Raw genomic sequence first — 22158 nt, forward strand, 5'->3', positions numbered from 1 at the left:
ATTAACCTAACGAACGGTAGGTAGGGGATGAAAATGACAGCAAACCGCATTAAAGCTATAGCACTTTCTCATTTCGCACGCTACGGCTACGAAGGAACTTCATTAGCAAATATTGCTCAAGAAGTTGGGATTAAAAAACCATCGATTTACGCACACTTTAAAGGAAAAGAGGAGTTGTACTTTACATGTTTAGAGGCTGCTCTTCAAAAAGATGTACAGAGCTTCACAGGCGATATTGAAAAGTTTTCAACGTCATCTACAGAAGAACTGCTCGTAAGTTTGTTAAAAGGATATGCAAAACGATTTGGTGAAAGTGAAGAATCAATGTTTTGGTTACGAACTTCGTATTTTCCGCCTGATGCATTTCGCGAACAAATTATCGATAAGGCGAATACACACATCGAAAACGTTAGAAAACTTTTATATCCTGTATTTAAACGGGCAAATGACCAAGGGGAACTGCATAACATTGAAGTAAAAGACGCCTTAGAAGCTTATCTATGCTTACTAGACGGCCTTATGGTCGAACTATTATACGCAGGTTTAAATCGCTTTGAGACACGTTTGAACGCCTCTTGGAAAGTATTTTGGCGCGGACTTTCAAACTGACGGATTGCTCCTTTGCAATGCGTCGTTTTTAAGCCCTTTACCTAACGACTGGTAGGAAGGAGAAATAACATATGGCATGGATTTATGTAATCATAGCTGGTATTATTGAAATCTTTTGGGTGATTGGACTAAAACACGCGGAGGCACCACTTGAGTGGGCTGGTGTCGCTTTATTAATCGCAATTAGTTTCGTACTACTATTTAGAGCTTACAAAGATTTACCTGTCGGTACTGTGTACGCAGTCTTTACAGGGATTGGCGCTGGCGGAATCGTTCTTACAGAGATTTTTGTTTTCGGAGAACCTTTCTCTATCGTAAAAGTATTATTAATCGGTTTAATCTTCTTCGGAGTAATCGGTTTAAAACGAGTAACAGAAGAAAAAGAAGCGAAGGAGGCTGCATAAAATGGCTTGGGTATTTTTAATTCTAGCTGGTATTTGCGAAATTATTGGTGTACTCTTTATGAAAGTAGCCACTGAAAAGAAAGGCTGGGCACCAAAAATTATTTTAATCGCTAACTTCGGCGTAAGCTTCTTCTTCTTATCCCTTGCGATGAACACGTTACCGATGGGAACTGCTTACGCAATTTGGACTGGAATCGGAACTGCCGGAAGTGCACTTCTCGGTATTCTTATTTTCCGTGAATCAGCGGATTGGCGCCGTCTTGCCTTCTTAAGCTGTATTCTATGCGGCGCTGTTGGCTTAAAACTATTAAGCTAACGTGAGGTGAATGTCATGTGGAAAGAAAAAGGAAAACAAATCTTAACATGGATCACACTCGGGACCGTCATTCTATTACAAATAAGTTTTCATATAATAGAATGGTTGTTTCATAAAGTATTATCCATTCTTACGTTCCTTCCTAACATGGCACTTGAAATTGCATCTATCACTTGGTCAATTATTGCCTCCATTGCAATCGTAATTATATGGAGTATCGCCAAGCTATGGAACAAGTTATTTAAAAAGGACAGTTCCTCTGAAAAAGAGTAACTGTCCTTTTTTATGTCTATTTAGATTTTCTATAGAAATTTGATGCGATAAGACAAAGCAGACCAACTATGGCAACACTTATACCAATCCCTTTATGCAATTTAGGAAATGGCGATGGTATATCTGAGTAAACATTTGATACTATGAGGCCAATTAAAAAAAATATTACCCCTATTCCAAATAACAATTTTCGTTTTCCCATCGTTCTCCCTCCTAAAATTTCTCATACCCTCCTTTCTTTTGGACATACTACCTAAAAAAAGGAGTGGATGATATGCAAAATTCTGTACATAAACATATCCTATTTTTATTTTTCCTATTTCTCGCTCTCATCATCGTTTTCAGCTTTATATTACATACTCCGAAAGATGTGCCGAATAGCGTTTCTTTTTATAAACTTTTGCTCTCGTATTGCCGTTATTGAAGAAGGTGCCTTTTATGAGGCACCTTTTAAAATTCTCTTTTTTCATATATTTTTACTGAAACGAAGACCGATACTATGAACATGCATATTGAACTAACGAACAATATGCTTTTATATAGTTGCATTTGTTCCATGTTAATTTGAAAAAACATTTCTAAAATAAGAACCGGTGCTATTAGTATAAAAAGCGTAATAAAAATAGATTTTTTATATCCTAGGCAAAACGATATCGGTAAGACAAAGCTTAAATATACTAAAATAACACTGATACTAGTAACCACTGTCATTCCCATAAATTCAAATACATTGGATCCATTTTTCATCCCCATCGTGAAACAACCAATCGTTATGCTTATGAAAAGAATAATAATTGCTACTATATATTTCGCAAACACAATTTGCTTTCTCAATATTGGCAAACTATTTAATATAACTTCACTCTCATTTTTACTATCCTCTTCAAAGATTTTTACTGTTGCCCCAACTGTAAAAATTACTGACATAATTATGAATAAATTTTCCGTATCTGTTAAGGCCATATAAAAGAAAACAGGATACAGTATGTACCAAATTAAAAATTTCCATTGGACGATGAAATCTTTTAAAATAAGTTGCTTCAACGCTATTCTCCCCCTCTCCTCACAAATCACGCTCATTATACAAATGAATTGAGAGTATCATCGAGATGACATATAAAAGCAACAGTCCAGCTATAAAACAAATATTTATGAATATACTTGTGCTCCAAGCATTCTCTACACCTAACCATACGTTACTTACAATCAGTCCACTTAAATACCCAAATGCAATTCCGATAAAAGGAGCAATTTGTTTTGCACTGCTATACCCTACTGAAAATTCAATTGGAAGCACAATTATGCTATAAACAAAACCACCTGTTATTCCTCCGAGAATCGCTCCCCATAGCATAAATATAGTTGTATTTTCATTTTGCAACTGTATTAAACTAACAGTAAATGGGAAAATTCCACCTAAAGTAACTAAAATACTTACAAATATGTATTTGGCTATGACAATCTCTTTACGCTGCAACGGTAAACTATTTATTATCATTTCACTTTTATTTTTATCCTCATAACTCATTGACAGCATCATTCCAAGAACAGGTATAAACATGCTAAATGTCATCAGAAAACTATCACTTCGAAAATCAACAATGACAAGGAAAAACAAACATATTAGATAAACAAACCCTAACTTTCTTTGCAACATCATATCTTTTAAGACTAATTGCTTGATCATTTATTACACCTCCTAATATGAAAATGCCCCTTCTATAGCTCTGCCTCCTGAAACATTTTCATTGAGAGTAACATTGATATGACTATACTTACTAACACGCCGATACCAAGAACACCCATTGCTAGTGTAGCATCCTCAGAGTGCAGTACTTTTAACATAATTGTTTTATCACCAAAAATATTACACATAAGGCCAATCATACCTATTAAAGGAAAAATCATAATAACATACAAGATAGTAGTAGCTTTATTTCCTCCGATGTAATTAGTAGGTATCATTACTACACAATAAATCAAAGTTGCTACTATTGCTGAAAACATTGCATATCCAGGAATAACTATATCTCTGTTCAACAAAATATTTCCTAATATTACGACTATAGAAGTTGTACTCAAACCGGCTATAATAAATAATGTGCTTGAAATATATTTAGCTATAACTATCTCTTTTCTCGTTATAGGCAAACTCACTAATACTTTTTCTGTTTTACTTTTCTCTTCATAATAAAAAGAAATATATATAATCATACTACATGTCATAAATAATCCTATTGCAATGCCCATCGGTTCTACAGAATTCCTAAAAATCGATAAAATAGGTATTAAAAAATAGAAAGGAAACATCTTCTTCTGTAAGAAAAACTCCTTCAAAATCAACTGTTTCATGCAAATTCCCCTCTCTATAAATCACGCGATCCATAAATTTTAATTGTTAGAAACATAGAAGCGATATATACACTAGCTAATATAATCCCTCCAACTATGAATACACCAATATGCACTGGATTCATAATCCACTCAATGAATGAAGGTGCTGTTTCATTCAGCCCATCACTAATAAATATCCAAAGGATTCCCCCCACTCCTATTGATGCTGCTGATACTATACTTCTTACTACCTTCGATTTTGTACCATAATAACTAGGAAAAAACGTGACAACCAAAAATACAGCGTAAACAACTCCATTTATTACTTCATACCATGGAACTTCAATGTATAGATTAGGATGATATGCACCGATATCACCAATGACCACAATGCCTCTTATAAGAAAAACAACTAACATCGTAGAGAGCATGCCACCTACAATGAATATTGCACAGGAAATATATCTGGCAACTATGATATCCTTTCGACTTACCGGTAAACTATTTATAATAATGTCACTTTTATTCCTTTCATCCATAAAGGTTAACGTCATAACGGAAGAAATGGTTATAAATAGACAACTCATCGAAAATAACAATTCACCACTTGGATCTAACATAAATAATACAAGAGGCATAATCAGATTCACTAACCAAGTTATCCGAAAAAAGAATAAATCTTTATAGATGAGCTGACGCATAGGCACCTCTCCCCTGCGCAGTGTAAACGATAATATCATCTAAATTAGGCTTTTCTAATACAACCTCTTTTCCAAACCAGTCAATAATTGCTTGTTTATCCTTCGCTAAACCTTCGAAACCAAATTTATTTTTTCGTAATCCAACAAATAGTTCTTTTCCTTCTCGATCTAATAAATCATTGCTTCCCTTTACGATTACGTAGTTCTCCATCAATTCATCTTTCTCACCAGTAAATATAATTTCTCCGTCATTGATAAACGTAATATAATCTGCAATACGTTCTAAATCTGTTGTTATGTGCGTTGAAAATAATACAGATACTTCATCTTCCATTACAATTTCTTGCAACATATCAAGTAATTCACTTCGAACAACTGGATCTAATCCTGCTGTTGGTTCATCCATAATAATGAATTCCGCATGATGTGAAAGCGCGATTGCAATAGCAAATTTCATTTTCATCCCTTTAGATAACTCTTTAATTTTTTTATACTTTGGAACTTGTAATCGTTGCATATACGATTGATACTGATTTTCGTCCCACTTTTTATATAACGGTGCAATAATACGCTTCATTTGCTCACACGTTAAATCTTCGTAATAATGATTTTCATCATATACAAAACCGATATTTTGTTTTATTTCCTTTTCAGCTTTCTTATTGTCCTTACCAAAAATTTTTATATCGCCACTATCTTTTCTAATTAAATTCATAATCATTTTGATCGTCGTACTTTTCCCGGCACCATTCGGTCCGACAAATCCCATAATATATCCACGTGGTAATGTAAAACTTATATTTTTCACTGAGAAATCTTGATAACTTTTACAAACGTTTTTTAGCTCTAACATCTTCTCATTCCCCCTCGTATAAACACGCAATCATCTGCTGCAATTCTTCTAGTGAAAGCTGCAACACTTTACTTTCTCTCACAATTTCTTCAGCCTTACTTTCCAATAAACGTAAACGTTGTTCTTTTAATAGTTCATTATTTTTACGTGAAACATACGTCCCCTTCCCAGCAACAGTTTCTATATAACCTTCTTTTTCAAGCTCCTCGTACGCACGCTTCGTTGTAATTACACTAATTTGTAATTCCTTCGCTAAACTACGAATAGACGGTAATTGGTCTCCACCCTTTAAAACACCATTTAAAATAAGCTGGCTTAATTGTTTCCTTATTTGTACATAAATAGGGTCTTGGGAAGAATTCGAAATAATAATATTCATGTTTTCCTCCAGTGTGTATATACTGTATATAACTTATATATACAGTATATACACAACATCCTATTTTTGGCAAGAAAAAAAGACCAACATTTTCCTGTTGGCCTTTCGTATATGTATCACTTTTCAAAGCGATCTAACATTTCGTCTCTCATTCCGAAACTAACTACTGCAATTCCTACATACATAAACAGAAGGAATGCTGGATGAACTGTGTTGTACCAAGTGCTATCAACAATTAAATAAATCGTTAACGCCACAACAAGAACAAACGCTAAAATAAACATATAAAAGTGTCTTGTACTACCCATGATAAACTCCTCTCTTTTCACTTCACCATTCAACAGTATATTGTATCGAATAATTCGATATGACTCAAGGTTAACTTTCTGTTATGTAATCGAGTTCTACCTTTACAATGTCCTCACACGCTATTGAAATGATTGTTCCTTGTTTATCAATCGCTGTCACTTCTCTATTATCCATTACACGATGCGCTACTCTTTCTAACACTTTCCCTTGGTCTCGATAACAAAATTCTTTTACATCTTTAATTGTTTCTCCGTTTTCTAAATGGTATACCATTCTATAACATCGATATCCCACACTTCCACCCCCGTCTTGCTCGTTTTTTCACATATACATAAAAATGAGTAATTTCTGCCCCATCACATCTTCTTAATTTCAATAAAATTCTAACAAAAATAAATACTTTTATCAAACCGACTTTTTCAACAAAACCACCTATGAAACGGCATCATTACAGCAATATGAAACAAAAAATATAAATTTTTAACATTTTTTTCATGCTATCTGCACCAATTTTGCAAAAAAAAGAACCCGCATATAGCGAGTTCTTTTTTTCCAATCAAACTTGTACAGGTGCTAGTTTTTCGTAACGTAACACTGGTTTACGAGCAGCCATCGTTTCATCCAAACGTTTAATTACCGTTGTATGTGGCGCTTCTTGTACAACTTCTGGATTTTCTTCTACTTCTTTAGCAATTTGAATCATTTTATCAATGAAACCATCTAACGTTTCTTTTGATTCTGTTTCTGTTGGCTCAATCATAATACATTCTTCCACATTTAATGGGAAGTAAATTGTTGGTGGATGGTAGCCGAAATCAAGCAGACGTTTTGCAATATCTAACGTACGTACACCAAGTTTCTTTTGACGACGACCTGATAATACAAATTCATGCTTACAATGTCTATCGAATGGAAGATCGTAGAACGGTGCTAATCTTCTCATCATATAGTTTGCATTTAATACAGCATACTCAGTTACTGCACGTAATCCATCTGGACCCATAGAACGAATATATGTGTATGCACGAACGTTAATTCCGAAGTTACCATAGAATGGTTTCACACGTCCAATTGCTTCTGGACGGTCGTAGTTAAAGTGATAACCGTTTTCCGTTTTCTCTAAAATTGGTTTTGGTAAGAACGGAATTAAATCAGCTTTCACACCTACTGGACCAGAACCTGGGCCACCGCCGCCGTGCGGGCCTGTAAATGTTTTATGAAGGTTTAAATGCACAACGTCAAATCCCATATCTCCTGGGCGAGCTTGACTTAATACGGCATTTAAGTTTGCACCATCATAGTATAATTTACCGCCTGCATTATGGACGATTTCTGCCATTTCTAAAATATTTTCTTCGAATAGGCCTAATGTATTTGGATTTGTTAACATAAGTGCTGCCGTTTCTTCATTGACAACACGTTTTAAGTCTTCCAAATCAACAAGACCATTTTCATTTGATTTTACTGTAATTGTTTCAAAACCAGCTACAGTTGCAGATGCTGGATTCGTTCCGTGAGCAGAATCAGGAACAATTACTTTCGTACGGTTAAAGTCACCTTTTGCTTCATGGTATGCACGAATTAGCATTAAACCTGTCCATTCTCCGTGTGCACCAGCTGCTGGTTGTAATGTAACGGTATCCATACCTGTAATTTCAATTAAATGTTCTTGTAAATCGTACATTAATTCCATTGCACCTTGCACTGTTTTTTCATCTTGAAGTGGATGAATATTTGCAAAGCCTGCGAAGCGTGCTACGTTTTCATTAATTTTCGGATTATATTTCATCGTACAAGATCCAAGTGGATAGAACCCTGAATCCACACCGTGGTTACGGTTTGAAAGCGCTGTGTAATGGCGCATAATATCAAGTTCAGATACTTCTGGAAGCTCTGCATCTTCTACTCGAATATAATCACTCTCAAACACATCTTCTAATTTTACTTCTTCTACATCTAATTTGGGTAAGCTATATCCTACGCGTCCTTCTTTACTCATTTCAAAAATAAGTGCTTGGTCTTGGTTCTTCATTGGATAGCCCCCATTTCGTTTACAAGTGTGTCAATTTCCTCTTTTGTACGAAGCTCTGTTACTGCTACAAGCATATGGTTTGCATGCTCTTTATAATCACGGCCTAGGTCGTAACCACCGATAATATTCTTTTGTATTAATACATCATTTACTTCTTTAACTGGACGTTTACAATCTACAACAAATTCATTGAAGAATGGTCCAGCGAATGTTACTGTGAAACCTTTCGCTTCGAATTGACGTTTTGCATATTGTGCTTTAGAAATATTTTGACGTGCCATTTCTTTCACACCTTGTTTTCCAAGTGCTGTCATTGCAACTGATGCTGCTAATGCATTTAACGCTTGATTTGAACAAATGTTAGACGTCGCTTTATCACGGCGAATATGCTGTTCACGTGCTTGTAACGTTAATACAAACCCACGTTTACCATCTGAATCTACAGTTTGTCCGACAAGACGTCCTGGAATTTTACGCATAAATGCTTTCGTTGTTGCAAAGTAACCACAGTGAGGTCCACCAAACTGCGTTGGGATACCAAATGGTTGTGCATCACCGATTACAACATCAGCACCAAATTTCCCTGGCGGTGTTAATGCGCCTAATGATAATGGATTTGAAGAAACGATAAATAATGATTTTTGTTGATGAACGATTTTTTCGATATCAGCTAACTTTTCAACTTGTCCGAAGAAGTTTGGATATTGAACGATTACACAAGCAACTGTATCATCTACTTCACTTTGTAATACTTCTAAATCTGTTACACCGTTTTTATGATCAATTTCAACAACTTCAAGATGTTGACCTTTTGCATATGTTTCAAGTACCGCTCTTGATTCTGGATGAACTGCACTAGACACAAGAATTTTCTTTTTGCGCGTATGACCAGCTGCTAGCATTGCCGCTTCAGCTAAAGCTGTACCTCCGTCATACATAGAAGAGTTTGCTACATCCATTCCTGTTAATTCACAAATCATTGTTTGGAATTCAAAAATTGCTTGTAACTCCCCTTGTGAAATTTCTGGTTGGTATGGTGTGTAAGCTGTATAAAATTCTGAACGAGAAATAACATGATCAACAATTACTGGAGCGTAATGATCGTATACGCCTGCTCCTAAGAAAGAAGCGTATTCTTTTAAGTTCGCATTTTTACTAGCCATTTGAGATAACTCTTTTAAAAGCTCTGGCTCTGATTTTGCTTCTTTAATTTTTAAATCCCCTTTAAAACGAACACTCTCTGGAATATCAGAGAATAACTCATCAATCGTTTGAACGCCGATTGTTTGTAACATTTCTTTTTTGTCTTCTTCTGTCATTGGAAGATAACGATGCAACATGAAATCTACCCCTCTCCCCGTTACTTTGAACGTTTATAAAATGGTGTTGGAACAACTACTGCTTTGACGCGTTTATTACGAATTTCAATTTCTACTTCTGTATCAACTGCTGCGTATTTTACATCAATTAGTGCTAAACCAATGCTTTTCTTTAACGTTGGAGATTGTGTACCACTCGTTACTTCCCCGATTTTTTCTTCTCCTATAAATACAGGGTAATGCGTACGAGGAATACCACGTTCGATTACTTCGATGCCGACTAACTTACGAGGTGCACCGTTTTCTTTTTGCTCTTTTAACGTCTCTTTTCCAAAGAAGTCTGCTTCTTTATTTGTTTTAACCGCAAAGCCAATTCCTGCTTCAAGCGGTGTAATATCTTTTGATAATTCTTGTCCGTATAACGGAAGAGTTGCTTCGAAGCGAAGTGTATCACGAGCACCTAAACCACATGCTTTTAAGCCCTCTTCTGTTCCAACTTCAAGAAGTTTCTCCCAAAGTTTTGCAGCATCTTCACTCTTACAGTAAATTTCGAATCCATCTTCACCCGTGTAACCTGTACGAGATACAAGTGCAGGAATTCCATCTACAAGAATATCGTTTTTAAATTTAAAGAACTTAATTTCTTTCAAATCTTCTGACACAACTTTTTGTAAAATGCCTTCTGCTTTTGGTCCTTGAATTGCAAGCTGTGCAACTTCACTAGAAACATTGACTACTTTCGCATCGCCAATTACATGACTTGCTAACCATTCGTAATCTTTCTCGATATTTGATGCATTGATTACTAATAAATAGTCTTCTTCACCACGTTTGTAGATTAATAAATCATCTACAGTGCCACCATTTTCATAGCACATAGCTGTATATTGTGCGCCTCCTACCTTTAAGGTAGATACGTCATTTGTAACAACACGTTGTAAAAATGCTAAACTATCTACACCCTTTACCTCTACTTCTCCCATATGAGATACATCGAACAAACCTGCCGCTGTACGTACAGCTTCGTGTTCTTCTTTAATGCTTGAAAATTGAACTGGTAATTCCCAACCACCGAAGTCGATTGTTTTCCCGCCATACTTCGCGTATACATCAAATAACGGTGTACGTTGTAATGTAATCATGCTCTTTCCCCCTTATGCTCTGACAAATCAATAAAAGTTGCTTCCCATATCTAAACATTTTCATTCTGAAAAGATAAGGATATACGGAATCTCATTATATTTTTTTATGAAAGCGTAAATAAAAAGTTACTTTCTTGGATAAAATACGAAAGATTCCACACATTTCACAACATTATCCTAACATTATTCGCTATATTTCATCAATATTCTAGCATAAAAAATAATTTAGAATTTTTTATTCTTAATCTTATTAAATACAACTTCTGGGATTTATCCCTTTACCATTGCCTATTCTTTAACTTTTAGTAAGTGTGATAGCGCCTTATTACAAGGCTTATAATAAAGATTTTTTTCATAATCACTTTAGTTTATAAAAGGTGGGAGAGTCTTAATGAATGTTGATATTTCCGTAGATCGAACGTGGCAAAATAATTTTTTAAAACGAATTGATGAAGATGGTCCTTGGACAAATTGGGATTTATATCATTTAGCTTATAAAACAGAGAAATCATTACTCGTCCCTACTTTTGATGGATTGCAAGCACCGAAACATTTATCACATTTCACGCCGCTTCCACATCAATTAGAAGTCGCTCAAAATGTCATTGAACAAATGAATGGTAAAGCGATTCTAGCAGACGAAGTCGGACTTGGAAAAACGATCGAAGCTGGTCTTATTTTAAAAGAATATATGGTACGAGGACTTGTAAAAAAAGTACTCATTCTCGTTCCAGCTTCCCTCGTTTCTCAGTGGGCGTATGAACTAAACACAAAATTTTTTATTCCTGCGGTCGCTCAAAAGAAAAGTTATTCTTGGGAACAAGCTGATGTCATCGTTTCATCAATCGATACTGCGAAACGTTCGCCACATCGCGATATCGTTTTAAACTTAGAGTATGATCTGATTATTATCGATGAAGCACATAAACTAAAAAATAATAAAACAAAAAACTATGAATTTGCACAACGATTAAAAAAGAAGTTTTGTTTATTACTAACCGCAACTCCCGTTCAAAATAAAATTGATGAAATCTTCAACCTTGTTTCTTTATTAAAACCAGGTCATTTAGGCAATCAATCTAATTTTGAAGAATATTATGCTTCCAAAAATCGTTCAGCTGAATCTGATGAAGATTTAAAAGCTCTCATCAATAAAGTGATGGTTCGAAATAGACGTCATAATACTGGGATTGATTGGCCAAAGAGGCATGTACGAACATTATTCGTTGAGTTTAATGACGAAGAACAAGCTTTATATACTGAAATTGAAAATTGGCGAGGACAAGATGCCTTCACGTCCGCTTTCTCATCCTTAACTTTAAAACGAGAGGCATGTAGTAGTCGTGAAGCTGTTTACTATTCATTAAAAAAACATGTAGAAAAAAGGCAGAAAGAAAATGAGCATTACATACAGGACCCACATATTGATGTGCTGATGGATAAAATTAATCATATTCCGTTCAACTCAAAAGCAAATAAAGCTCTAGAGCTTATAAAAGAAATTGACGATAAGGTCATCATTTTCACTGAATATAGAGCGTCGCAAATGTATTTACAATGGTTCTTACAGCAACATGGAATTTCCTCTGTCCCATTTCGCGGTGGATTTAAGCGCGGGAAGAAAGATTGGATGAAGGAGCTTTTCCAAAATCATGCACAAGTGTTAATTGCGACCGAAGCTGGCGGTGAAGGAATTAACTTGCAATTTTGTAGCCATATGATTAATTACGACTTACCATGGAATCCAATGCGCCTCGAGCAAAGGATTGGGCGTATTCACCGCCTAGGACAAAAAAATGATGTTCACATTTATAACTTAGCAACAAAACATACTGTTGAAGAGCACATTTTAAAACTACTATATGAAAAAATTAATTTATTTGAACGTGTAATCGGCGAACTCGATGAAATTTTAACGAGAATCAATATGAAAAATATTGATTCGCATATTCAAGAAATTTTCGCGCAATCAAAAAGCGAAGGTGAAATTCGAATCAAGATGGAAAATTTAACATCTATTATCGATTTTGCGAAGCGCAATGAAGCTGAGGTGCAAGACTATGCAGCAAAATGAAATTCATAATTACTTATACAACTTTTTCGAGGCGAATAACTGTGAAATTTTAGAGCACTCTCCTCATCTATTAGATGTACAATTAACAATTGAAATGGACAAATTATTAATGAATCGTCCTTTCTATTGGCACTATCTCGAAAAAACAGGAGGCATTCCTAATCCGATGCGTCTTACTCTCCTTACAAATTCGGAGGATGAAGAAAATGATGGTGAACTTATTCATTACGGTTCACCACGTTTGCATCAAATCTTTGAAACAACAAAAGAACTAGGTTCATACATACGTTTATATGAGGAAGTGAAACATAGCGGGGCAACTCATACCCCTCTACATCCTTGGCTTGGTGTAAATATAAAAGTATCTTATCAATGCGACCGAAAAAAAGACATACTTCATTCCATCGGTATTCATCTTATTTCTGGCACAATGATTGCAAACTTTCATGACACTTTAGCAGAGATCAAACTCACGCCGAAAATACCTGATTTTTGTTTTACACTCTCACCTATCATTAAGCCACAAAGTGGCTTACAACGTATAGAGGATGCTTTAAAAAGTATAATAGCTGAAGACGACCATACGTGGGCAAAAGAAGCAAGAGTGCGTTGGAATCACGATTTAGACCTTTTAAATCGGTTTTACGAAGATAACGATGAACTGCCAGAAAGCTATGAAATTGAAAAGCAAGCATTACAAGAACAATACGAACCACGCATTACAATGCAAATTATAAACGGTGGTCTCTTCTATATTACCGCAAATCATTTTCTATCTTAAAGAAAGCTCCTTCAGCTTTAGAAGGAGCTTCTTTTAAGATATTTCCCAGCCTATTCTCTATCGTCATTACGCTCTTGCTGGTTTTTCTTCGTCATACGTTTCTGATATGCACGATCCTTCGCACTTACATGATTTGCATCAGTCGGAAGATTCTCTTTTGAACGCCCAATTCCATTGCTCATCTTTTCCCCTCCTTTTTCATGTTTCAACATGCACCTTTATTTTCAGCTAGAGGCTCAATCCTTATACAAAAAAATAAGAGCAGCAATTAGCTACTCTTACTCATTCACGTATTTTTGAAACATATCATGGATACCTTGATTTACGAGGTTCGAGATTTGCTCGTCAGATTTATTCGGATAACGATCACGCAATCTGATAGATGCCTTCACCATTAAATTTTCTAATACAGAACGGCCACCTTCTCCATAAATAATTTCAGCATACTTAACAAGCCTTCCATCCTCTAATGTTGCTGGATTATGATTGAAGAAAAATTTACTCATTGTCTCCACCTCTCTCTTTGATAACGTTTACATTTATATAGATTATTTATGTTATTTATTTCACAATATTGTATGCATGTATATTTAATTAGTTTCATTATAAAGCAACATATCAATAGTAAATATGTGATTTTCCGTCCATTTTGTGAACAAATCAAAAATGAAAGCGTTTCCTTTATTATATACTAAAAAAACTTACTACGCTAGGGGCAATTTTTTTCAATCTACTACTCCCCCAAAGATTGATATACTTTTTCTTTTTCCATTAAACCTTATACAATTTTCAGAAATTATATTATAAAATATATGTATGACTTAAGGAGGCTGTATATGAATCAAAATAAAAAAGCTATATTAGATCTTGTCTTTTATCTCGTATTCCCATTCCTCATTTGGAAATTTGCAAAACCTTATATCGATCCTTATTACGCAATGTTAATCTCATCTATCCCTGGGATTATTTATACACTGTATACGTTTAAAAAGGAAAAACAGTTTAACGTGACAGGGTTCTTTATTTTAATCACACTCATCGCTAATACAACTGTAGATTTAATATCAGGATCAGCCGAACGAATGTTATGGAATGATGCATATTACCATATCGTACTCGGTATTATCGTCATATGTTCAATTTTTATAAAAAAACCACTTATGTTATATTTTGCTGCGGATATTGCAGCACTGCAAGGTCATGATCGCGATAAAAGCCGTGAGCTTTATCGTGATAGTCGTATATATCCAGCATTACAATATTTAACACTATTTTTTGGTCTTCAATTTATTTTAAAAAGCTTCTTGAAAATCTATTTTATCTCTGTTTTCGGTGTAGATGGATATGGTGAAATGAGAGCTATTATGACCGCTGTTGGTTGGGGAATTTCTATTTGTATAGGAATAGGATTTGTATGGGTAAATAATAAAATACATGCAGTTACAGAAGAAAAAGAGTCTGTACAATAGAAAAAATCCCTAGTGCCTTATTGCACTAGGGATTTTTCATTCCATATACTTATCACAAAAGAATCCAATGTATTTTCACCGTAAATACTCGTAGAAAATAATTAGCTTGATTTTTTTCTTTTATCTTTTACATTTCGATAAAACAAAGCAGCGCTCAGCGGCATAACACCAAACCATTTATTTAAGAATGGCTCTTTCTCTGCACGGCGTTGTTCCTTCTTTTGTTTTCGATCCTCTTTTGGAGCATCCATATATGACACAAATTGCTGTGTCACAAAGCGAACATAATCATTAGTAGACATATTATCATCACCCCTACTTGATTAGTATGTCCACTTTTTTATACATTAATCTTCCCCTTTAATTCATTCATAATTTGTTCTACAGACTTATTTGTCGTATCAATATGAATATCCGCCTCTTCATAATAAGCTCGGCGCGATTCGAATTTCGTTACAAATGCATCTATATCTTTCTTCTGAAATAGCGGACGTGTCGTATCTTCACGAAGCCTTTCTGCAATCACATATGGATCGCAATATAAATATACGATAGTGCCGTTCTCTTTCATCCACTTTCGATTTTCTGCGCGTTCAATAATCCCTCCACCAGTTGTAATAATTACATTATGGGCTGGTAGTGAACGCAACATTTCACTTTCATATTCACGAAAAACAATTTCTCCTTCTTCGGCAAAAATGTGCCGAATTAACTTTCCTTGCTTCTCTTCAATTTGGTGATCTGTGTCTACAACATCCATATGAAGTTCTTTACTTAGTGCTTTCCCGATTGTTGTTTTCCCTGCTCCCATATAACCAGTTATGTATATAGACTTCATTTTCGTCCCTCTCAATCATCCGTTATTATTTGTTATTATAACGAAAGATGTTACTTTATTTAATAAAAAAACGTTTTGTTCTTCTTATGCTATGAAGAACAAAACGTAACATACTCACTATTTTTTCACAATCAAACAAGCTAGCTAGCTTGCTTTTACTTATAAGTACCTCTTCTCATCCATTGCGTTGCAATCCATTTCTCGCCTTTCGTAACAGGTGCCCCTCCGTGTAACGTAAGCTCATTTAGTGATTGGTCTTGATAAAAATATTCGAAGTATACTGCCATTCCCTTTCTAGGGTGTACAGAAAGATTTAATTTCGGAAAGAATGTTTCCCCGCCTTCTTCTACATCATTTAAGTACATGACAAGTGTACTTATACGATTATTAGCAGCTGATCTACTATGTTCCGCAAAATAATCATAGTGCGCTTTATATTCTTGATCCACTGCATAATTTAAAATGTGCAATCCTTCTCCATGCGCTACAGGAACATTCGTGATAGATGAAATTCGTTTTTCAATCTTCGAAGTAAGTTCATTCTCTTCTAAAAATGCACCGCTACTTGTTCGAATATCATTTACATTACGTGATGAACCAATTTTAGAACGCTCCATTTTATTTTTAGACAATTCGATTAATTCATCGCATTCTTCATCACTTAATACATTTGCTAATACGACAATAAGAGGCTCTTCGAATCTTGAGATAATGTGTACATCTCTATCCTCTGTCACAATCGTGTTGCCTTTGTGATCAAAAATCGTCATTTCTTTATTTCCAACTATATGATTTTCATTTTCCATGTACCTATCTCCCTTAAAAAAATGATCGGATAGCATGAATATATCATACTCTTCCCACCCTTCTCTTTTTTGAGAAAATTTAAACTTTAACCTTCTATATTTATCCATTCCCATAAAAAAACTCGACTCATTTTTGAATCGAGATACATGGTTTTTCTATATATATTTTATATAAATATTGACATCCAGTTCTCTCAATTACATTTACATATCAGCCTTCTACCCAATCAAATATTTTATTATCCTTTTTCCTATAGCGAAAGCTCACTACATAAAAAACTTTCTGTTTCGTAACACACTGCAACGAAATGATAATAACATCATTTTCAAAGACATATTTTCCACTCACTTTTCCTTTTTCATACTGAAATAAAAATGTATCATTCTTTTCTTTTTGCTGTAAGTCTTTTTTTATATCTGCAATAGCTCGATCAACAAGTTCCTCCATAAAAATTTTTTGTTCTATTTCAATATAAAATTTTTTATCCGAAAGTAACATATTTGTTTCATACATCAAAAAAGAAGTTAATAAAACCAGCAGAATAATTGTTCCTGGCAATGCAAATCCATCTTGTTTTCTCATGTTTCTATTCCAATTTCACTATAGCGCATAACAACACCTTCATATATTTCACCACTTATATCTTTCACGTATATAAATAGCAAATGAGGTGTTAATTTGTACGAAACTGCTTCAACATTTTGTAATATAAATTCCCTTCCGCGCATATTTACTTTTCTTATAAGATTACTATCCACTTTTTCATACGTCACCTCATCACCATTACGGTGTTGGAAACGCAAAATACTTTCATTATTTTCAATTACTATATTTCTCCCCATTGATACTTCACGATACTCCATTTGCACTTGCTCTAAAAATACATCCCACTCCCAATCATTTAATCCTTTTGACTGTATATTTTCGATCCCTATAATATGAAGCCGTGGTAAAAGTAAAAAGAACATTAATAAAAGAAACAAACACGCAATCATTTCTATTAATGTGAACCCCGCTTCTAATTTATTTTTTCTCTGCATAAAGGCATTGCTCCATCGTTCTCCCTTTCACATCATGCCACATCGTACAAACTTCATCTCCTCTCCAATATGTGTAATATACAACTCCTTTTATAACTTGCTCTTTTATTCGCTTTTCCTCATTCTCATACACGAATAAAGTTGCTTCTTTTTTTAATAATACAAATGCTTTATAGCGCATTTGTATATTTTTTCTTTCTTGCATAATCAATATCGTTTGCGGGAGCAATAACGATACCGCCATCATTAATAAACTTAGTGCTACTAGCATCTCAGCCATTACTGATCCTTTTTGACACTTCACGATACGTAAATCTCCCTCTTCCGAGCTGAAATACAATCTCATATTTGTAATTTCGATACGAAAGTAAAATCGTACCACCCCTATTAATATTTCCCCTCAAATTATACGTCATCGGGTTTGGAAAAGTATGCAAATCAATTTGTATATTTTTATCATATTCTCTCTTAGCAATTAAAGATTCCGTCTCCGATTCCCAAATATAATACATATTTTTCTCTTTATACCATCGTAACGTATACTGTTTTTGACGCTTAATCGCTAACTGCTGCATATACAAAACATCATTTGAAAACTGTTTCAAAAACTGCTCAACTCTTTGTTTTTCATATAATGAAGTAACATTAAAATGCGCAACAACACTCAGTACAGAAATAGTAAATAAAACGAGTAACATTTCTAAAAACGTAAAACCTTTTTGCTTCACGATTTCCCGACAGATACTGCACCATCATCGGAAATATAGATTAATTCGCCTTTCGGGCATGTTTTAGAAGTAATATACTTTCCTTCTTCAAGCGCATCTATTGATGGAATCTTATTATACTGTAACTGATATACTTGTATTTGTGCTTCTACAGATTTTACATATGCGTCGCACCCTTTTCCTTGCACTGAGGAACACTGTGTAACTACATTTGGAATGATTAATAGTAATAATACAGATATAACAACCATTACTAATAGCATTTCTAAAAGAGTAAAACCTTTCTCATTCTCCATACAAATCCCCCTAAATTGAATTCATCATTTGAAACATTGGCATAATCATTGCCAAATACATAAGAATGACTATAACCCCGATACATGTAAATAAAATCGGTTGAATTACAACTAAAATGTTTTTAATTTTCCGTTCTATCTTTTCAATAATAAGTTCACTATAATCACCAAGCTCAGTTGCCAGATTACCGTTTACTTGTCCATGCGTAATAATATAAGAAAGTTCTTTTTCGTAATAACCACTTTTAGCAATAATAGTTTGTAACTGTTCTCCCGCAATTAATTGTCTTTCAATCCTGGTTGCTTCATACTGAAAGAATGGATGATGCTTTTGTTCCATCATTACTATTAAAGCTTCTAGCACTGACAATCCCCCTTGTAATAATCCACTTAATTGAGCAGAAAAATAATGCGAATGATTTAAAATAAGAAATGTTTTCATGAGAGGAATATGGATTAAAATCTTTACTTTTTGAATAGGAGGAAGTTTTCGAAAGTAAAACATATATAAACTAAACCCAATTATTACAGTAAGAAAAATGATAAAAATGAAGTAAGGTAATGATTTGATTATAAATAAAACTTGCTCCGTAAGAGGTGATGTTGTAGAACGTAAAGAACTATAGAGAGTTTCAAACTGTGGCAATAAAACGAGGTTGAAAACAGAAAGAATAAGCATTAAAAAAACCGCTAAAAAAATAGGATATTGAAGTACTTTCATCATATCTTTCTTATATTTATCCTTCTTATAAAGAAGCACACTCCCTTGTTGCAATGCAAAAGAAATATTACCGTGTCGCTCAGCATAAAACAAATAACTTAGCATATCCGGATGAAACATTAATTGATGAAAAGAATCATGCAAGCTTTGTCCGTTTTTCAACCCCTCTATCATGCGCTGTACCTGATCTTTCTTTCCTGAAGGTAATTGAAACTGCAAAAATTCTAACGCCTGTAAAAGTGAATAACCTTTTTCTAATAACTCGCTTAGCCTTTTCAACAGTAACACTTGATCGCTTAAACTCCATTTTCTCTTAAACATAAACATCTTCTTCTAAAAACCCTAAAGCATATCCTTTTCGTACTGCCAATTCCAATGTTTCATAGTTATACATAACATGCTCTCCACTTGCTTCTTTAATCGCTTGTTTCAATTCATATCCATATAACAACTCATAAATGCTCGCCTGCCTTACTTGCCTCATTGATTTACATAAAGTTGAACATTTCCCTTTGCAAAACGGACATTTTAGTTCAACGAGTCGCTGCGCTGCTACGGCTAATAATGATTGTTCAATTTCTTGTCGTGTAATACCGTAATCCATAAATCGTAGTATCGCTCCTTTCGCATCATTTGTATGCAACGTCGTCATTACTAAATGTCCAGTCAAACTTGCTCTTACAGCTACTTTTGCTGTTTCTTCATCACGAATTTCACCGACTAAAATAATATCCGGATCGTGACGTAAAATAGCCCTTAGTCCCGTCTCATATGTGATACCTGCTTTTTCATTAATTTGAATTTGTAATAAGCCGTCCTTCCTTTTTTCAACCGGATCTTCAAGTGTAACGATGCGACGTGTTTGTCTTTTTCTAACTGCCTCTAATAATGCATACATTGTCGTTGTCTTTCCAGAGCCCGTCGGTCCAGTAAACACGAGTAACCCATGAGAATGATGTAAAAAAGAGAGTAATTTTTTCGCTGAGCTTGGAAATAATGAAAGATGAGACAGTGGCTGAACAGATGCCTGTAAATGTAGGCGAATAACGAGACTTTCTTGGTATACTGTTGGAAGTGTTGAAAGGCGTAAATATACTTCCTGTCCATCGATTTGTAAATACAATGAACCACTTTGTGGCTTTCTCCTCTCTCCTATATCCATCGATGCTAAAAATTTAAAATGCGAAACAAGCTTTTCTCCAAAGTCCTTTTCAATATACTGTTTCGTAATTAAATCTTTTCCTATACGTAATTGAATCGCCACATCCTTTTGCCTTGGTACAATATGTAGGTCCGATGCTTGTACCCCGCAAGCTTCTTTCATAATCATATTCGCAAAAAGCTCGACACCATTCATCAAACTTCCCTCCTCACCATGTATATATCATGAAAAACTGGAAAAGAAAAATTAGTACTTTTGTCTTTTCACTAGAACAAAAAGGAAAAATATGTTTGTGAAATTATGAACAATTTCCGAATTATTGTCTGAAATTACCTATATGTAAGTTTATCTGTATTATAATGTTAATATCTTGGATAAAGTGATAAAGGTGGAGATCCTCATGGAACAAACTTTAAAAATTACAGGTGTATTATCTGACCCAACTCGTTATTACATTTATAAATACATTTCGCAAAAACATAATTACGTAACTGTACAAGAAATTGCAGATGAGTTTAACATTCATCCAAACGTAGCACGCTTGCATTTATCTAAATTAGAAGATGTTAATATGCTAAAGTCAGAGACAAAGAAAACTGGAAAGGGCGGGCGACCGAGCAGACTATACGTCTTGTCTCAAGATGTCATCCAGTTACAATTCCCATTTCGCGATTATCAATTATTAGCGAAAGTAGCTTTTAATTCACTACTTAGCCTTGGGGCAGCTGGTGAAAAAGCACTTTATGAAACAGGAAAACAATTTGGTAAAGAATTAATGGAACAACATATGCATCAGTTAAATGTAAGTGAAGAAGCTTTAACAATAGAACAAAAAATTCAAATCGCAAAAGAAGCATTCTCAACAGCTGGCTTATCTCCTGCTTTTGAATTAAGTACAGATGGAACTAAAATTTTCTATGATGTACACAATTGCCCATTTAAAGAAGTTGCTGTTCATCATCCGACTGAAATTTGTAATATGCACGGAGATATGATGAGAGGAATTTTTGAAATCCTATTCCCGAATGCGGAATTAACAAGAAATGATAGTCTACTTGACGGATGTAAATCTTGTAACTATAAAATTCAAATTTAATTTCCTATCTGAGAAGAAGTCAATTATAGTTGGCTTCTTTTCTTTTATATGAACGAATATTTACAATAGTATGAAAAATAAACTATAATGAAGAGAGGTTTTACTTTTTCTAGAAAAGGAGGGAGATGGCATGGAGCGCATGTTTCGCGTTCTCGGCTTTTGGACTGGAATTTTCTCGGTTATGTTTTACTTAGGGGATATGTATTCGACCGCACTATTATTTTTAGGACAAACAGGTTTCTTCGTACTTTTAAGCTATTTAAAATTAACAGAGCGTATGTATATATACGTATTCGGGGCGTATTTAACAGTGTTCTTCATTGGATTTACATGGTACACAACGTTTTTACTTGTCCCTGGAGTTGGACATTAAAAGATGGCAAATTTGCCATCTTTTTTTAATTCCCGCGATTTCCTAGTTGACTTATCGGTTTTGTTAATTTATATTCTATATAACACATTGGAATTAGGGGGA

The 22158-nt window shown here is 34.5% G+C and carries 34 protein-coding genes; 10 read left to right on the top strand and 24 right to left on the bottom strand.

What is annotated here, in order from left to right:
• Window positions 1-27 precede the first annotated feature (27 nt).
• From MR109_RS03715 to MR109_RS03730, 4 genes are all read left to right on the top strand, one after another.
• Window positions 28-609 (top strand): TetR/AcrR family transcriptional regulator, encoded by a 582-nt coding sequence (locus MR109_RS03715; protein WP_141548737.1) that lies wholly within the window; start codon window positions 28-30, stop codon window positions 607-609.
• Between the two features lie 71 nt (window positions 610-680).
• Window positions 681-1013 carry a DMT family transporter gene (locus MR109_RS03720; RefSeq protein ID WP_071718641.1) on the top strand — a complete coding sequence of 111 codons (333 nt, stop codon included), beginning with the start codon at window positions 681-683 and terminating at the stop codon, window positions 1011-1013.
• 1 nt (window position 1014) lies between these two features.
• Window positions 1015-1329, top strand: a complete 315-nt coding sequence (locus tag MR109_RS03725; protein WP_071718640.1) for a DMT family transporter — start codon at window positions 1015-1017, stop codon at window positions 1327-1329.
• Window positions 1330-1344: 15 nt separating this feature from the next.
• A complete protein-coding gene (locus tag MR109_RS03730) occupies window positions 1345-1602 on the top strand; it encodes a DUF3975 family protein (RefSeq protein ID WP_071718639.1) in 258 nt (85 codons plus the stop codon).
• A gap of 16 nt (window positions 1603-1618) precedes the next feature.
• Here the strand turns inward: MR109_RS03730 and MR109_RS03735 are convergent, their stop codons facing one another.
• From MR109_RS03735 to gcvT, 12 genes are all read right to left on the bottom strand, one after another.
• Complete coding sequence (locus tag MR109_RS03735) at window positions 1619-1804, bottom strand: hypothetical protein (protein WP_242271097.1); 186 nt, start codon at window positions 1802-1804, stop codon at window positions 1619-1621.
• A 248-nt stretch (window positions 1805-2052) separates the two neighbouring features.
• Window positions 2053-2682, bottom strand: coding sequence for an ABC-2 transporter permease (locus MR109_RS03740; protein WP_141548738.1), 630 nt, complete (start codon window positions 2680-2682; stop codon window positions 2053-2055).
• Entirely contained in the window at window positions 2666-3289 is a 624-nt protein-coding gene (locus tag MR109_RS03745; RefSeq protein WP_098789582.1) for an ABC-2 transporter permease, read from the bottom strand. Before MR109_RS03745 ends, MR109_RS03740 begins: the two co-directional genes overlap by 17 nt.
• 32 nt (window positions 3290-3321) lie before the next feature.
• Window positions 3322-3954, bottom strand: coding sequence for an ABC-2 transporter permease (locus tag MR109_RS03750; protein WP_242271099.1), 633 nt, complete (start codon window positions 3952-3954; stop codon window positions 3322-3324).
• 14 nt (window positions 3955-3968) lie between these two features.
• Window positions 3969-4637, bottom strand: coding sequence for an ABC-2 transporter permease (locus MR109_RS03755; RefSeq protein ID WP_242271101.1), 669 nt, complete (start codon window positions 4635-4637; stop codon window positions 3969-3971).
• On the bottom strand, window positions 4618-5490 hold the full coding sequence (locus MR109_RS03760; protein ID WP_242271102.1) for an ABC transporter ATP-binding protein: 873 nt from the start codon (window positions 5488-5490) through the stop codon (window positions 4618-4620). Before MR109_RS03760 ends, MR109_RS03755 begins: the two co-directional genes overlap by 20 nt.
• A 4-nt stretch (window positions 5491-5494) precedes the next feature.
• On the bottom strand, window positions 5495-5869 hold the full coding sequence (locus tag MR109_RS03765; protein WP_098303828.1) for a GntR family transcriptional regulator: 375 nt from the start codon (window positions 5867-5869) through the stop codon (window positions 5495-5497).
• Window positions 5870-5985: 116 nt separating this feature from the next.
• A complete protein-coding gene (locus tag MR109_RS03770) occupies window positions 5986-6177 on the bottom strand; it encodes a hypothetical protein (protein WP_000535935.1) in 192 nt (63 codons plus the stop codon).
• Window positions 6178-6247: 70 nt separating this feature from the next.
• Window positions 6248-6451: a DUF3929 family protein gene (locus MR109_RS03775; protein WP_000262495.1), complete on the bottom strand. Its 204-nt coding sequence runs from the start codon at window positions 6449-6451 to the stop codon at window positions 6248-6250.
• A 283-nt stretch (window positions 6452-6734) separates the two neighbouring features.
• The gene (gene gcvPB, locus MR109_RS03780) at window positions 6735-8210 is read right to left on the bottom strand and encodes an aminomethyl-transferring glycine dehydrogenase subunit 2 (protein ID WP_048374172.1); all 1476 of its coding nucleotides are present in this window, start codon (window positions 8208-8210) and stop codon (window positions 6735-6737) included.
• A complete protein-coding gene (gene gcvPA, locus MR109_RS03785; protein WP_242271109.1) occupies window positions 8207-9550 on the bottom strand; it encodes an aminomethyl-transferring glycine dehydrogenase subunit 1 in 1344 nt (447 codons plus the stop codon). Before gcvPA ends, gcvPB begins: the two co-directional genes overlap by 4 nt.
• Window positions 9551-9570: 20 nt before the next feature.
• A complete protein-coding gene (gcvT, locus tag MR109_RS03790; RefSeq protein WP_242271111.1) occupies window positions 9571-10671 on the bottom strand; it encodes a glycine cleavage system aminomethyltransferase GcvT in 1101 nt (366 codons plus the stop codon).
• Between the two features lie 391 nt (window positions 10672-11062).
• Here gcvT and MR109_RS03795 point away from each other — a divergent pair, with 391 nt between their 5' ends.
• Together MR109_RS03795 and MR109_RS03800 are read left to right on the top strand one after the other, a co-directional pair.
• Window positions 11063-12745, top strand: a complete 1683-nt coding sequence (locus tag MR109_RS03795) for a DEAD/DEAH box helicase (protein ID WP_242271117.1) — start codon at window positions 11063-11065, stop codon at window positions 12743-12745.
• Window positions 12732-13526 carry a YqhG family protein gene (locus tag MR109_RS03800; protein ID WP_025147459.1) on the top strand — a complete coding sequence of 265 codons (795 nt, stop codon included), beginning with the start codon at window positions 12732-12734 and terminating at the stop codon, window positions 13524-13526. The genes MR109_RS03795 and MR109_RS03800 overlap by 14 nt, the downstream gene beginning before the upstream one ends.
• A 50-nt stretch (window positions 13527-13576) precedes the next feature.
• Here MR109_RS03800 and MR109_RS30020 read toward each other — a convergent pair whose 3' ends face one another.
• Both MR109_RS30020 and MR109_RS03805 read right to left on the bottom strand, forming a co-directional pair.
• The gene (locus tag MR109_RS30020; protein ID WP_053081430.1) at window positions 13577-13708 is read right to left on the bottom strand and encodes a hypothetical protein; all 132 of its coding nucleotides are present in this window, start codon (window positions 13706-13708) and stop codon (window positions 13577-13579) included.
• Between the two features lie 96 nt (window positions 13709-13804).
• Window positions 13805-14032, bottom strand: a complete 228-nt coding sequence (locus tag MR109_RS03805) for a hypothetical protein (protein ID WP_000032698.1) — start codon at window positions 14030-14032, stop codon at window positions 13805-13807.
• Between the two features lie 72 nt (window positions 14033-14104).
• On the opposite strand from MR109_RS03805, the gene MR109_RS03810 reads away from it, so the two are divergent.
• Window positions 14105-14221 (top strand): GTP pyrophosphokinase, encoded by a 117-nt coding sequence (locus tag MR109_RS03810; protein ID WP_071718678.1) that lies wholly within the window; start codon window positions 14105-14107, stop codon window positions 14219-14221.
• 141 nt (window positions 14222-14362) lie between these two features.
• Entirely contained in the window at window positions 14363-14995 is a 633-nt protein-coding gene (locus MR109_RS03815) for a VC0807 family protein (RefSeq protein WP_242271119.1), read from the top strand.
• Window positions 14996-15096: 101 nt separating this feature from the next.
• Here MR109_RS03815 and MR109_RS03820 read toward each other — a convergent pair whose 3' ends face one another.
• The 10 genes from MR109_RS03820 to comGA form a co-directional block, all read right to left on the bottom strand.
• The gene (locus tag MR109_RS03820; protein ID WP_002173442.1) at window positions 15097-15297 is read right to left on the bottom strand and encodes a YqzE family protein; all 201 of its coding nucleotides are present in this window, start codon (window positions 15295-15297) and stop codon (window positions 15097-15099) included.
• A 38-nt stretch (window positions 15298-15335) separates the two neighbouring features.
• Window positions 15336-15833 (bottom strand): shikimate kinase, encoded by a 498-nt coding sequence (locus MR109_RS03825; RefSeq protein WP_242271121.1) that lies wholly within the window; start codon window positions 15831-15833, stop codon window positions 15336-15338.
• Window positions 15834-15988: 155 nt separating this feature from the next.
• Window positions 15989-16639 carry a 2OG-Fe(II) oxygenase gene (locus MR109_RS03830; RefSeq protein WP_242271123.1) on the bottom strand — a complete coding sequence of 217 codons (651 nt, stop codon included), beginning with the start codon at window positions 16637-16639 and terminating at the stop codon, window positions 15989-15991.
• 211 nt (window positions 16640-16850) lie between these two features.
• Window positions 16851-17222, bottom strand: a complete 372-nt coding sequence (gene comGG, locus MR109_RS03835) for a competence type IV pilus minor pilin ComGG (protein WP_002173445.1) — start codon at window positions 17220-17222, stop codon at window positions 16851-16853.
• Entirely contained in the window at window positions 17219-17680 is a 462-nt protein-coding gene (gene comGF / locus MR109_RS03840; protein ID WP_098303820.1) for a competence type IV pilus minor pilin ComGF, read from the bottom strand. The genes comGG and comGF overlap by 4 nt, the downstream gene beginning before the upstream one ends.
• Window positions 17664-17960, bottom strand: a complete 297-nt coding sequence (locus MR109_RS03845; RefSeq protein ID WP_048374179.1) for a hypothetical protein — start codon at window positions 17958-17960, stop codon at window positions 17664-17666. The genes comGF and MR109_RS03845 overlap by 17 nt, the downstream gene beginning before the upstream one ends.
• Entirely contained in the window at window positions 17953-18408 is a 456-nt protein-coding gene (gene comGD, locus MR109_RS03850) for a competence type IV pilus minor pilin ComGD (protein WP_071718630.1), read from the bottom strand. The genes MR109_RS03845 and comGD overlap by 8 nt, the downstream gene beginning before the upstream one ends.
• Window positions 18405-18704, bottom strand: a complete 300-nt coding sequence (gene comGC / locus MR109_RS03855; protein ID WP_242271126.1) for a competence type IV pilus major pilin ComGC — start codon at window positions 18702-18704, stop codon at window positions 18405-18407. Before comGC ends, comGD begins: the two co-directional genes overlap by 4 nt.
• Before the next feature lie 10 nt (window positions 18705-18714).
• Entirely contained in the window at window positions 18715-19752 is a 1038-nt protein-coding gene (gene comGB / locus MR109_RS03860) for a competence type IV pilus assembly protein ComGB (protein WP_277930936.1), read from the bottom strand.
• On the bottom strand, window positions 19739-20782 hold the full coding sequence (gene comGA / locus MR109_RS03865; protein WP_242271138.1) for a competence type IV pilus ATPase ComGA: 1044 nt from the start codon (window positions 20780-20782) through the stop codon (window positions 19739-19741). Before comGA ends, comGB begins: the two co-directional genes overlap by 14 nt.
• A gap of 205 nt (window positions 20783-20987) precedes the next feature.
• Here comGA and MR109_RS03870 point away from each other — a divergent pair, with 205 nt between their 5' ends.
• Entirely contained in the window at window positions 20988-21683 is a 696-nt protein-coding gene (locus MR109_RS03870) for a helix-turn-helix transcriptional regulator (RefSeq protein ID WP_002173452.1), read from the top strand.
• Between the two features lie 130 nt (window positions 21684-21813).
• Window positions 21814-22056 (top strand): DUF2626 domain-containing protein, encoded by a 243-nt coding sequence (locus MR109_RS03875; RefSeq protein ID WP_098303818.1) that lies wholly within the window; start codon window positions 21814-21816, stop codon window positions 22054-22056.
• Window positions 22057-22158 lie beyond the last annotated feature (102 nt).

The organism is Bacillus cereus group sp. BfR-BA-01310 (assembly GCF_022664325.1).
Classification (GTDB): Bacteria; Bacillota; Bacilli; order Bacillales; family Bacillaceae_G; genus Bacillus_A; species Bacillus_A paramycoides.

Bases quoted from the DNA above. Each gene is read 5' to 3' on its own strand.
- MR109_RS03715 (WP_141548737.1), top strand. From the start codon at position 28: ATGAAAATGACAGCAAACCGCATTAAAGCTATAGCACTTTCTCATTTC.
- MR109_RS03720 (WP_071718641.1), top strand. From the start codon at position 681: ATGGCATGGATTTATGTAATCATAGCTGGTATTATTGAAATCTTTTGG.
- MR109_RS03725 (WP_071718640.1), top strand. From the start codon at position 1,015: ATGGCTTGGGTATTTTTAATTCTAGCTGGTATTTGCGAAATTATTGGT.
- MR109_RS03730 (WP_071718639.1), top strand. From the start codon at position 1,345: ATGTGGAAAGAAAAAGGAAAACAAATCTTAACATGGATCACACTCGGG.
- MR109_RS03735 (WP_242271097.1), bottom strand. From the start codon at position 1,804: ATGGGAAAACGAAAATTGTTATTTGGAATAGGGGTAATATTTTTTTTA.
- MR109_RS03740 (WP_141548738.1), bottom strand. From the start codon at position 2,682: ATGAGCGTGATTTGTGAGGAGAGGGGGAGAATAGCGTTGAAGCAACTT.
- MR109_RS03745 (WP_098789582.1), bottom strand. From the start codon at position 3,289: ATGATCAAGCAATTAGTCTTAAAAGATATGATGTTGCAAAGAAAGTTA.
- MR109_RS03750 (WP_242271099.1), bottom strand. From the start codon at position 3,954: ATGAAACAGTTGATTTTGAAGGAGTTTTTCTTACAGAAGAAGATGTTT.
- MR109_RS03755 (WP_242271101.1), bottom strand. From the start codon at position 4,637: ATGCGTCAGCTCATCTATAAAGATTTATTCTTTTTTCGGATAACTTGG.
- MR109_RS03760 (WP_242271102.1), bottom strand. From the start codon at position 5,490: ATGTTAGAGCTAAAAAACGTTTGTAAAAGTTATCAAGATTTCTCAGTG.
- MR109_RS03765 (WP_098303828.1), bottom strand. From the start codon at position 5,869: ATGAATATTATTATTTCGAATTCTTCCCAAGACCCTATTTATGTACAA.
- MR109_RS03770 (WP_000535935.1), bottom strand. From the start codon at position 6,177: ATGGGTAGTACAAGACACTTTTATATGTTTATTTTAGCGTTTGTTCTT.
- MR109_RS03775 (WP_000262495.1), bottom strand. From the start codon at position 6,451: ATGGTATACCATTTAGAAAACGGAGAAACAATTAAAGATGTAAAAGAA.
- gcvPB (WP_048374172.1), bottom strand. From the start codon at position 8,210: ATGAAGAACCAAGACCAAGCACTTATTTTTGAAATGAGTAAAGAAGGA.
- gcvPA (WP_242271109.1), bottom strand. From the start codon at position 9,550: ATGTTGCATCGTTATCTTCCAATGACAGAAGAAGACAAAAAAGAAATG.
- gcvT (WP_242271111.1), bottom strand. From the start codon at position 10,671: ATGATTACATTACAACGTACACCGTTATTTGATGTATACGCGAAGTAT.
- MR109_RS03795 (WP_242271117.1), top strand. From the start codon at position 11,063: ATGAATGTTGATATTTCCGTAGATCGAACGTGGCAAAATAATTTTTTA.
- MR109_RS03800 (WP_025147459.1), top strand. From the start codon at position 12,732: ATGCAGCAAAATGAAATTCATAATTACTTATACAACTTTTTCGAGGCG.
- MR109_RS30020 (WP_053081430.1), bottom strand. From the start codon at position 13,708: ATGAGCAATGGAATTGGGCGTTCAAAAGAGAATCTTCCGACTGATGCA.
- MR109_RS03805 (WP_000032698.1), bottom strand. From the start codon at position 14,032: ATGAGTAAATTTTTCTTCAATCATAATCCAGCAACATTAGAGGATGGA.
- MR109_RS03810 (WP_071718678.1), top strand. From the start codon at position 14,105: ATGCATGTATATTTAATTAGTTTCATTATAAAGCAACATATCAATAGT.
- MR109_RS03815 (WP_242271119.1), top strand. From the start codon at position 14,363: ATGAATCAAAATAAAAAAGCTATATTAGATCTTGTCTTTTATCTCGTA.
- MR109_RS03820 (WP_002173442.1), bottom strand. From the start codon at position 15,297: ATGTCTACTAATGATTATGTTCGCTTTGTGACACAGCAATTTGTGTCA.
- MR109_RS03825 (WP_242271121.1), bottom strand. From the start codon at position 15,833: ATGAAGTCTATATACATAACTGGTTATATGGGAGCAGGGAAAACAACA.
- MR109_RS03830 (WP_242271123.1), bottom strand. From the start codon at position 16,639: ATGGAAAATGAAAATCATATAGTTGGAAATAAAGAAATGACGATTTTT.
- comGG (WP_002173445.1), bottom strand. From the start codon at position 17,222: ATGAGAAAACAAGATGGATTTGCATTGCCAGGAACAATTATTCTGCTG.
- comGF (WP_098303820.1), bottom strand. From the start codon at position 17,680: ATGCAGAGAAAAAATAAATTAGAAGCGGGGTTCACATTAATAGAAATG.
- MR109_RS03845 (WP_048374179.1), bottom strand. From the start codon at position 17,960: ATGGCTGAGATGCTAGTAGCACTAAGTTTATTAATGATGGCGGTATCG.
- comGC (WP_242271126.1), bottom strand. From the start codon at position 18,704: ATGGAGAATGAGAAAGGTTTTACTCTTTTAGAAATGCTATTAGTAATG.
- comGB (WP_277930936.1), bottom strand. From the start codon at position 19,752: ATGTTTATGTTTAAGAGAAAATGGAGTTTAAGCGATCAAGTGTTACTG.
- comGA (WP_242271138.1), bottom strand. From the start codon at position 20,782: ATGAATGGTGTCGAGCTTTTTGCGAATATGATTATGAAAGAAGCTTGC.
- MR109_RS03870 (WP_002173452.1), top strand. From the start codon at position 20,988: ATGGAACAAACTTTAAAAATTACAGGTGTATTATCTGACCCAACTCGT.
- MR109_RS03875 (WP_098303818.1), top strand. From the start codon at position 21,814: ATGGAGCGCATGTTTCGCGTTCTCGGCTTTTGGACTGGAATTTTCTCG.